The 9,789-nt window shown below is 63.6% G+C and carries 10 protein-coding genes and 1 pseudogene; 4 read left to right on the forward strand and 7 right to left on the reverse strand.

The window, feature by feature from the left end; all coding sequences use genetic code 11:
• Window positions 1–61: 61 nt before the first annotated feature.
• Genes DQ397_RS18225 through DQ397_RS18235 form a run of 3 tightly spaced genes read right to left on the reverse strand, consistent with a single transcriptional unit; the run spans window position 62 to window position 1,737 of the window.
• Window positions 62–652, reverse strand: coding sequence for an LON peptidase substrate-binding domain-containing protein (locus DQ397_RS18225; RefSeq protein ID WP_043211231.1), 591 nt, complete (start codon window positions 650–652; stop codon window positions 62–64).
• A gap of 9 nt (window positions 653–661) precedes the next feature.
• A complete protein-coding gene (locus tag DQ397_RS18230) occupies window positions 662–1,378 on the reverse strand; it encodes an LrgB family protein (RefSeq protein ID WP_043211158.1) in 717 nt (238 codons plus the stop codon).
• The gene (locus DQ397_RS18235) at window positions 1,375–1,737 is read right to left on the reverse strand and encodes a CidA/LrgA family protein (RefSeq protein ID WP_043211155.1); all 363 of its coding nucleotides are present in this window, start codon (window positions 1,735–1,737) and stop codon (window positions 1,375–1,377) included. Before DQ397_RS18235 ends, DQ397_RS18230 begins: the two co-directional genes overlap by 4 nt.
• Window positions 1,738–1,897: 160 nt before the next feature.
• Between DQ397_RS18235 and DQ397_RS18240 the strand changes: the two genes are divergently transcribed.
• From DQ397_RS18240 to DQ397_RS18250, 3 genes are all read left to right on the forward strand, one after another.
• Window positions 1,898–2,353: a MaoC family dehydratase gene (locus tag DQ397_RS18240; protein WP_043211153.1), complete on the forward strand. Its 456-nt coding sequence runs from the start codon at window positions 1,898–1,900 to the stop codon at window positions 2,351–2,353.
• Window positions 2,354–2,546: 193 nt separating this feature from the next.
• Window positions 2,547–4,280, forward strand: a complete 1,734-nt coding sequence (locus DQ397_RS18245) for a C13 family peptidase (protein ID WP_043211151.1) — start codon at window positions 2,547–2,549, stop codon at window positions 4,278–4,280.
• A gap of 28 nt (window positions 4,281–4,308) precedes the next feature.
• Window positions 4,309–4,953 (forward strand): oxidoreductase, encoded by a 645-nt coding sequence (locus DQ397_RS18250; protein WP_043211149.1) that lies wholly within the window; start codon window positions 4,309–4,311, stop codon window positions 4,951–4,953.
• A 74-nt stretch (window positions 4,954–5,027) separates the two neighbouring features.
• Here the strand turns inward: DQ397_RS18250 and DQ397_RS18255 are convergent, their stop codons facing one another.
• The 4 genes from DQ397_RS18255 to DQ397_RS18270 form a co-directional block, all read right to left on the reverse strand.
• Window positions 5,028–5,315, reverse strand: coding sequence for a YceK/YidQ family lipoprotein (locus tag DQ397_RS18255; protein WP_043211146.1), 288 nt, complete (start codon window positions 5,313–5,315; stop codon window positions 5,028–5,030).
• A complete protein-coding gene (ubiX, locus tag DQ397_RS18260) occupies window positions 5,312–5,941 on the reverse strand; it encodes a flavin prenyltransferase UbiX (RefSeq protein ID WP_043211143.1) in 630 nt (209 codons plus the stop codon). Before ubiX ends, DQ397_RS18255 begins: the two co-directional genes overlap by 4 nt.
• Complete coding sequence (gene mpl / locus DQ397_RS18265; protein ID WP_043211142.1) at window positions 5,938–7,287, reverse strand: UDP-N-acetylmuramate:L-alanyl-gamma-D-glutamyl-meso-diaminopimelate ligase; 1,350 nt, start codon at window positions 7,285–7,287, stop codon at window positions 5,938–5,940. The genes ubiX and mpl overlap by 4 nt, the downstream gene beginning before the upstream one ends.
• A gap of 66 nt (window positions 7,288–7,353) precedes the next feature.
• Window positions 7,354–9,324, reverse strand: coding sequence for a sigma-54-dependent Fis family transcriptional regulator (locus DQ397_RS18270; RefSeq protein WP_043211140.1), 1,971 nt, complete (start codon window positions 9,322–9,324; stop codon window positions 7,354–7,356).
• A gap of 267 nt (window positions 9,325–9,591) precedes the next feature.
• Between DQ397_RS18270 and DQ397_RS18275 the strand changes: the two are divergent.
• Window positions 9,592–9,789, forward strand: a pseudogene (locus tag DQ397_RS18275) (aldehyde dehydrogenase); the annotation flags it as partial.

A 9,789-nucleotide genomic window follows, 5' to 3' on the forward strand; every position in this document is an offset into this window, starting at 1 on the left:
CGAAAGGGCCCAGACAAGCAATGCAACGGACCGTTGCATCTACTGCGCTGCACCGGGCAATTCAAGCAAACAGCTCGCCCTGGATGCGGTCCAGCAGGTTCTGGATGGCCTCGAGCCGCAACTGCGGCGAGTCGATGGCCAACAGGTCGAGCTTGTCTTCTTCCATGAACGGCAACAGGTAGCCCAGCTGGTTGGCCAGGGACTGGCATCCATCCACGGCCCGCGGCATATCCAGCGCCGCCACCATCGGGTGTTCACCCAGCGCTTGCAGCAGCGCCAGCAGATCGTCATCCCGCTCGGACAACGCGCTGTCCGCAAGCTCCGGCAGCCAGTGCACATCGCCAACCATCAACTGATCTTTCTGCACCTCGGTCTGCTCCAGGCGGAAACGCCGCACGCCTTCCACACGGATGCCCAGCAAGCCGTTTTCCTGCTGCACGAAGTCGCGGATCAGCGCCTCGCAGCCGACCGAGGCCACCACCGGCGGCGCCTTGCCGACCTGCTCGCCCTCGAGGATGCACACCACGCCGAACCCACCGCCCTGCTTCATGCAACGGCTGATCATGTCCAGGTAGCGCGCCTCGAAAATCTGCAGATCGAGCAGGCAGCCGGGAAACAGCACGGTATCGAGGGGAAACAGCGGTAGCGTCATCTTCATTCCTCACACCAGCAGGCTGACCGCCAACGGCAGGAACACCGCCGTGGCCACGCCCATCAGGCTCATCGCCAGCGCGGCGAAGGCGCCGCATTCGTCACTTTCCTGCAAGGCAACCGAGGTGCCTACCGCATGAGCGGTGATGCCCAGAGACATGCCGCGCGCCTCGGGGCTGAGCACGCCAAAGCGGGTCAGCAAAGCCGGGCCGAAGATTGCCCCGATCACCCCGGTGATCAGCACGAACACCGCTGCCAGAGCCGCAACGCCACCAATCTGCTCGGCCACCAGCATGGCAATGGGTGATGTCACCGACTTTGGCGCCATGGTCATCAGGATCATGTGCTCGGCCCCAAACCACCACCCCAGCGCCAGGCACGCCACGGTGGCGAACAGGCCTCCGATTACCAGCGTAGTAAATGTCGGCCAGAACAGCTGGCGGATCCGCCGCAGGTTCAGGTAGAGCGGCACAGCCAAGGCCACGGTGGCCGGGCCCAGGAGGATGTAGAGGATCTCGGTACTCTTGCGATACTCGGTGTAATCGATGCCACACGCCAGCAGTACGCCGATGACCAGCACCATCGACATCAATACCGGTTGCAGGAAGATCCAGCGGGTTTTCTCGTAGGCTGCCAACACCACCTGGTAGGCCCCCAGGGTGATGCCAATACCGAACAGAGGATGGTGGATGACCGCGTCGAGCGCGCCTTGCCAGTCGAACATCATGGCTGCTCCTTGTGCTTGCTTTGGCGGTTAATGAGCTTTTGCATCAGCACACCGACGAACACTAGGGTCACCAGGCAGGAAATCACCAAGGCGCCGGCGATGGCCCAGAAGTCCGCGGCGATGTCCTTGGCATAGACCATCACACCCACCGCCGGCGGCACCAGCAGCAACGGAAGGTAGCGCAGCAGGCTACCGGACGCCTCACTCAAAGGCTTGCCCACTTCCCCTCGCACCATCAGCGATACCAGCAACAGCAGCAGGCCAATGATCGGTCCCGGCAAGATGGGTACGAACAGATGATTGATCGCCGTCCCCAGCAATTGAAACAACACCAGCCAGGTCAAACCACGCAACAGCATAAGGATCTCCTCCAGGCAGTGCGGCCATTATAAGCATGCGCCCGGCAGCCCTAGTAAGCCGATTTGCGGCGAAAAGATGACAACTTGACTGTAACGGACGGCCGTGATGATCTTGCACTGCCGTACCAAATCGAGCAGCAAGACAACCTGGAGAGTCGCGATGCCCTATGTACCTGTTAGCGCGTTATCGCAGTATGTCGGCAAGGAACTGGGACGTTCCGAGTGGTTGAAGATCGATCAGCAGCGCATCAACCTGTTTGCCGAGGCCACGGGGGACTTCCAGTTCATCCATGTCGACCCGAACAAGGCCGCCAAGACGCCATTCGGCGGCACCATCGCCCACGGTTTCTTGACCCTCTCGCTGATTCCCAAGTTGATGGAGGACATTCTCGTCCTGCCCGAAGGTCTGAAGATGGCGCTCAACTACGGGCTGGACAGCGTGCGATTCATCCAGCCGGTAAAGGTGGACAGCCGGGTGCGCCTGAGAGTCGAGCTGGCCGACGCCACCGAGAAAAAGCCCGGGCAATGGCTGCTCAAGATCACCGCCACCCTGGAAATCGAAGGCGAGGAAAAACCGGCCTATATTGCCGAGCCACTCTCGTTGTGCTTCGTCTGACTCGGGACCACCCGCCAGCCCTTCACGAGTGAACCGCTCCCACAGGCGCGGCGCTTCCATCAAAAGCACCGCAAAACCTGTGGGAGCGGCTTTACCCGCGAAGGGGCCGCACAGGCCATAGGCGTGCGGCGCCCAGTACCTTCGCCGGCGCATTCTGCGGCATACTCGACGCATCGTTTGCCCGGAATCCGCCATGCGCGCACTGCTGCCCTTCACCTTGATCCTGCTGCTCGCCGCATGTGGCGAAGGCGAACCCTTGTCGCCACCGGATGCTCGCCTGCCCGATGGGGGCCGCTACCGAGGGCAGGTGGTCGACGGCCTGCTGCAGGGCGAAGGGCGCATCGACTACCCCAATGGGAGTTGGTACGCCGGCACTTTCCTCAACGGCCAATGGCATGGCCAGGGCGAGTGGCACGGCAGTAATGGCGAGATCTACCGAGGTCAGTTCGCCGAAGGCCTGTTCCATGGCTTGGGCGATCTGACCACACCCGGTAGCCACTACGCGGGCACCTTCAAGCATGGCCGGCGCGACGGCGAAGGCACCCTCAAGCAAAACGACCAGACCTACCGCGGCCAGTTCGCCAACGACCAGTACGAAGGCGCCGGCGAACTGGAGCTGGCCGACGGCAGCCGCTACCAGGGCTTGTTCGCCAAAGGCAAACCCAACGGCGCCGGCGTCCGCAGCGATGCCAGCGGCAATCAGTTCAGTGGCCACTTCGTCGACGGCTTGCTCCAGGGAGCCGGCACCTACGACAGCGTCGAAGGCGAGCAATACATCGGCGAGTTCAAGGACAACCGCCTCGAAGGCCGCGGACGTTACGAGAACGCCGAGGGCGATGTATGGATCGGTGACTTCAAAGACGGCACCCTCGACGGCCAGGGCGAGATGCTCGGCAGCGATGGCAGCCGCTACAAGGGCGGCTTTCGCGACTGGCAGTTCAGCGGCAAAGGCCACCTGCAACTCGCCGACGGTAGCCAGTATGTGGGCAGTTTCGAGAACGACACCTACCAGGGCCATGGCCGGCTGATCCAGGCCAACGGCAAGGTCGAAGGCGGGTATTGGGTCAAGGGCGTACGGGTACGCGACGAGAAGAACAAACTGCTCCCCGACCCGCTGGATCTGGCCCTGCTCAACCAAGGCCAACTGCTCGAGCGGTCGCTGGCCAGCGTGCCGCCTTCCCAACCGCCGATCCAGCTGTATAGCCTGGTTGTGGCTGGCGACGGCCAGCAGAGCGTGTTTCTGCGTGAGGCCGACTACGTGAGCAATATGCTCAAGATCCGCTTCGGCGCCCATGGCCAGATCACCTTGGTCAACCACCGCGACCATATGGCCGACCGTCCCATGGCCACTCGCGAGAACCTTACCCGTGCCGCGCGCACCCTGGCCGAGCGCAGCGGCCCTGAAGACCTGATTTTCATCTACCTCACCAGCCATGGCAGCCCTGACCACCAACTGGTATTCGACCAGCCCCGCCTGCAACTGGCGGACCTGTCCGCCGACGAATTAGCCAGCGCCTTGGCTCCGCTCAAGGAGCGCGACAAGGTCATTGTGATCTCGGCCTGCTATTCAGGTGGCTATATCGCCCCGCTCAAGGACGACCGCACGCTGATCATGACTGCGGCGCGCCCCGACCGGGTGTCCTTCGGCTGTTCGGAAGAGGCTGATTTCACCTATTTCGGCGACGCCCTGTTCGCCGAAGCGCTGAATCAGACCGACGATCTCAAGCAGGCCTTCGAACTGGCGCGCGCCAGTGTTGCCGAACGTGAAAGAAGGGAAGGTTTCGAAGCCTCCGAGCCGCAGCTCTGGGCGCCGCCTGCAGTGCTTGCACACTGGCAGAGCCTGCGCCGGCAACAGGCCGAGGAAGCCTTGCGCAATGAAGCCCAACCAGTGCGTGGGGACCAGGCAAAAACACCTGAGGCCCACTAAGCTTGGTAGTAACAAAGGGAGAGACATCATGTACTTGACGCCTCAGCATGTCCTGCTTGCCGGAGCCACGGGTCTTACGGGTGAACACCTGCTCGACCGCCTGCTCAACGAGCCCACCATCAGCCGGGTGCTGGCGCCGACCCGCCGCCCGCTGGCCGAACATCCACACTTGGAAAACCCCGTGGGTGATCCGGCCGTGTTTCTCCCGCAACTGGCCGGTCGCGTCGATATCGCTTTCTGCTGCCTGGGCACCACGCTCAAGCAGGCAGGCTCGGAAACCGCCTTCCGCGCCGTAGACCTGGACATGGTCGTCGCCTTCAGCAAACGAGCCCGGGAAATGGGCGCCCGTCACCTGCTGGTGGTCAGCGCCCTGGGCGCCGACCCCAAATCGTCGATCTTCTACAACCGGGTCAAGGGCGAGATGGAAGAAGCACTCAAGGCCCAGGACTGGCCACAATTGACCATCGTCCGACCTTCGCTGCTGCTGGGAGACCGTGTCGAACCCCGGGCAAGCGAACGCATTGCCGCCCCCTTCGCCCGCCTGATCCCTGGCAAGTACCGGGGCATTGAAGCCTGCACCCTGGCCCGAGCACTGTGGCGCCTGGCTTTGGAGGAAGAGGACGGAATTCGGATCGTCGAGTCCGACGAGTTGCGCAAGCTGGGCAAGAAATAGCCTAGCGCTGGCAAACCCGCTCCCACCTGACCTGCGCAAGGCCCGTTGGGAGCAGGTTCACCCGATAAACGCCCTCACAGACCGCCCGTGGCGTTGAACCCCACCCCTGCCGCGGTCAGCAACGACAGTGGCAATAACAATGTGTCCAGCAATGCGCTACCCGGCAGGTCCAGCCCCGGGTAAGCCGGCGCCTGGGCGCCAAAGCGATCCTCGGGGCAGCAGCCGCCGTTCATCACATACAGGTCCAGCCGCGTTCCTGCATACACGACCGGTGCCCCGGGTTTGTTGGCATCCAAGGTGCGCACGGTCGCGCAGCCGCTGAGCAGCACCACCGCCAGCATTCCCACCAGCAGTCGGCTCAATCGTCAGCCCCGAAATGATGCTCACCCCAGCGCGGCAGCATGTCCTGGGGGATGTTCAGCAGATTGAGGATGCGCGCCACGACGAAGTCGACAAGATCGTCGATGGTCTGGGGCTGGTGATAGAAGCCTGGGGCCGCCGGCAAGATCACCGCGCCCATCTGCGACAGCTTGAGCATGTTCTCCAGATGGATGGTCGAGAACGGCGCCTCGCGGGGCACGAGGATCAACTGGCGGCGCTCCTTGAGGGTGACGTCCGCGGCACGCTCGATCAGGTTGTTGCAGGCTCCCGTGGCGATGGCCGACAACGTTCCGGTGGAGCACGGCACCACCACCATCGCCGCCGGCGCGCCGGAGCCGGAGGCCACCGGCGCCATCCAGTCTTCCTTGCCGTACACGCGGATCTGCCCGTCGGCAGCGCCTGTGTACTCGGTGAGGAAGGTCTGCATCGCTTGAGGTTTGGCCGGCAGTACCACGTCGGTCTCAGTGGACATCACCAATTGCGCGGCCTTGGAGATCAGAAAGTGCACCTCCCGGTCCTCGCGCACCAGGCAATCGAGCAGGCGTAGGCCATATTGCGCGCCGGAGGCGCCGGTCATGGCCAGGGTGATGCGCTCCGGACCGCTCACTTGAGGGCCTCGGCCAGTTTGCCGTGCAGCCCGCCAAAGCCGCCGTTGCTCATGATGACCACGTGGGTGCCTGGGCGCGCCTGGCCTTTGACCCGCTCAATGATCGCCTCGAGGCTGTCGGCCACTACCGAGGGTACCTTGCACTGCGCTGCGGTGGCCGCCAGGTCCCAGCCCAGGTTGGGGGGGGCGTACCAGATCACTTGGTCGGCGTGCTCGACGCTGTCCGGCAGGCCGTCACGGTGGGCACCCAATTTCATGGAGTTGGAACGCGGCTCGATCACCGCGATCACCGGCGCCTCGCCGACGCGCTTGCGCAGCCCGTCGAGGGTGGTGGCGATGGCGGTCGGGTGATGGGCGAAGTCGTCATAGATGGTCACGCCTTGAACCTCGGCGACCTTTTCCATCCGCCGCTTGACGCTCTTGAAGGCGCTCAGGCCTTCAATGGCCATGTCCGGCGCCACCCCCACATGGCGAGCTGCTGCCAAGGTGGCCAGGGCGTTGGCGACGTTGTGCTGGCCGGTCAACTCCCACTGGACTGCTCCTTGGACCACGCCTTCGAACAACACCTCGAAGTGCGAGCCATCGGCGCTCAGCAGGCGCGCCTGCCATTGGCCGCCCTCGCCTGTGGTTTGCACCGGCGTCCAGCAACCCATGCCGATGACGCGCTCCAAGGCCTGTTCTGTGGTCGGGTGGATGACCAGGCCTTCGCTAGGGATGGTTCGCACCAAATGGTGGAACTGCCGCTCTATGGACGCCAGATCTGGGAAGATATCCGCATGATCGAACTCAAGATTATTGAGGATCGCCGTACGGGGGTGGTAATGGACGAACTTCGAACGCTTGTCGAAGAAGGCGCTGTCGTACTCGTCGGCTTCGACGACGAAGAACGGCGTGCCGCCCAGGCGTGCCGATACCGAGAAGTTCTGCGGCACGCCGCCGATCAAGAAGCCCGGGCTCATGCCTGCATGTTCCAGCACCCAGGCCAGCATGCTGCTGGTGGTGGTCTTGCCGTGGGTCCCGGCCACTGCCAGCACCCAACGGCCCTGCAGCACGTGATCGGCCAACCACTGAGGGCCGGAGACATAGGGCAGCCCCTTGTTCAGCACGTACTCCACGGCCGGGTTGCCCCGGGACATGGCGTTGCCGATCACCACCAGGTCAGGCGCTGGCTCCAGCTGGGCCGGATCGTACCCTTGGGTCAACTGGATGCCCTGGGCCTCCAACTGAGTGCTCATGGGAGGGTAGACGTTGGCGTCGGAGCCGGTGACCCGATGGCCCAGCTCCTTGGCCAGCACCGCCAGCGAACCCATGAAAGTGCCGCAAATACCGAGAATGTGAATGTGCATGGTCGACCTCGCAAAACTTCGGGGCAGGTTAGCCCAGGGCGAGGGAAATCGCACTCGCTGTTTCGCTCAACCCGCCCTGGCGATGCCGTGTTTGCGCAGTTTTCGATACAAGGTGTTGCGACTGATGCCCAGATGCTCGGCGACATGTGTCACGTGCCAGTGTTTTGCCTCTAGCACGGTCAGCAGCGCGTCCCGCTCGGCATGCTCGAGCGTGGCGGGATCTCTGTGGGATCGGGCCTGCCCCGCAGTGGCGCCAGCAGGGTCGACATCCTTGACACGTTCGTGGGCCAAACCCGCTCCCATCGAGTCGGCGCCCGCTTTCACGATGGCTGGCAAGTCGGAAAACTCGATGCGATTGTCTTCACACAGAGCGACCAGCGTGCGCAGCACATTACGCATCTGCCGCACGTTGCCCGGCCAAGCAAACTTCAGCAACGCCTGGCGAGCGGACGGTGCGAGGTCGATGGCCTCGCCAGAGGCCTCCTGGCGCAACAGGAAGTCGAGCAACTGCGCCTTGTCGCTACGCTCGCGCAACGCCGGCAGCGCCACTTCCAGGCCGTTGAGCCGGTAATACAAGTCCTCGCGGAAGCTGCCCTCGCTCACCCGTTCCAACAGGTCACGGTGGGTGGCGCTGATGATCCGTACATCCACCGCCTGGGGCTCCCCCCCAATCGGCACCACCTGGCGCTCCTCCAGCACCCGCAGCAGGCGAGTCTGCAGGGCCAGCGGCATGTCGCCGATCTCGTCGAGCAGCAAGGTGCCACCATCGGCCTGCAGCAGCTTGCCGCGCATGCCCTCCTTACGTGCCCCGGTGAAACTGCCACCGCGATAGCCGAACAGCTCACTCTCGATCAGGCTCTCGGGGATCGACGCGCAATTGATGGCCACGAATGGCTTGTCGCGACGCTGACTGGCCTGGTGCACGGCCTGGGCGAACGCCTCCTTGCCGCAGCCGGTCTCGCCGCACAGCAGCAGCGGCACGTCACGTTCGAACACTCGCACGGCACGGCGCAAGTCCTGCTCCAGTGCAGGGTCGACCACGCAAATACCCGTAGGGATGTCACGCCGGATCTCGGGCAGGCTCGCCGGCACCGACCAGGCGGATGCCCGCGCCTGGCCACGCAGGGTGGCGAACACTTGGCGGCCATCGCGGGTATGCAGCGGCCAGGCCGTACTGCCTTGGGGTGTGGCACGACTGAACAGTTCGTCATGACTACAGGCGAAGAACATTCCCACCGGCTTGCCGAGCATACCGCCGCGGATGGTGCCCAGCAGGTTCAGCGCGCTCTGGTTGACCGCGCAGATCCGGCCGTCACCGTCGAATGCCACCAGCCCTTCACTGAACAGCCCGACCGACTCGGCCTGCAGGTGGAAGCGTAGCAGCCACTGATGCTCGAAATGACGCAGGAAGTAGCAGCTCTCGATCATTTTTGCCGACAGGTTGACCAGCGCCATGGTGTGGAACTGGCTCTGTCGCGAGACCTCCGGGCGGGCCGAAGACACATCGAGTACCGCCAGCAGTTCTCCGTGTGGATCGAACACCGGGCTCGCCGAGCAGGTCAGGCCGGTATGCCGGCCGCGGAAGTGCTCGCCTTGATGAATGGTCAAGGCCTGGCGCTCGACCAGGCAGGTGCCGATGCCATTGGTGCCTTCGCGAGCCTCGCTCCAGTCGGCGCCCAGCCACAGCCCGGCACGCTCGAAGATGCGCCGCTCGGTGGGGGCGGTCACGCAGTTGAGGATCACGCCGCGAGCATCGGTCAGCAGCACGGCATGGCCAGCGCCGGAAAGCTGCTGGTGCAGGCTGTTCATCTCAGTGTCGGCGATCTGCAGCACCTGCTGCAGGCGTTCGCGGCTTTCCAGCAGGCGACCATGCTCCAGCACCACAGGCGCCTGGGCCTGGGCCGGGTCGAGATGATAGTCCTCCAGGCAACGCAGCCAGGAGCGCGCGATCGAAGGGTCGCTGCCTGGCCCACTGGCCTGGCCACTGGCGACCGTGAGCACCTGGTGGGCATGGCGGCTGAACGAGTTGCTCTGCATTGTTGTTCTTCTCCGCAGATAGAGCGTTGCGCCAGCATCCTCCACCTGTCAGCGCATTGCAACGACACGCTGACCACTGAGTCATATGCTGTACCGGGAGCGGTACAAAATGTCACGACAGGCGTGCCACTGTTGCCACAGCCGCGCCCCCCACTTTCTCACCGCATCAGGCAAAGCCCTTGATCTACAAGGGGCGCACGGCACTGGCCCGACCTTTGCTCTACGCTTTTCAACTCCGCAACAAACACAATAGCCAGGAGACACACCATGCGTTACGCACATCCGGGTACCGAAGGCGCGAAAATTTCCTTCAAGAGCCGCTACGGCAACTACATCGGCGGTGAGTTCGTTCCTCCGGTCAAGGGTGAATACTTCACCAACACCTCCCCGGTGAACGGCCAGCCGATCGCCGAATTCCCACGCTCCACTGCCGAAGACATCGACAAAGCCCTGGATGCCGCCCAC

The sequence above is a fragment of the Pseudomonas sp. CK-NBRI-02 genome, assembly GCF_008124495.1.
Lineage (GTDB): Bacteria > Pseudomonadota > Gammaproteobacteria > Pseudomonadales > Pseudomonadaceae > Aquipseudomonas > Aquipseudomonas guariconensis.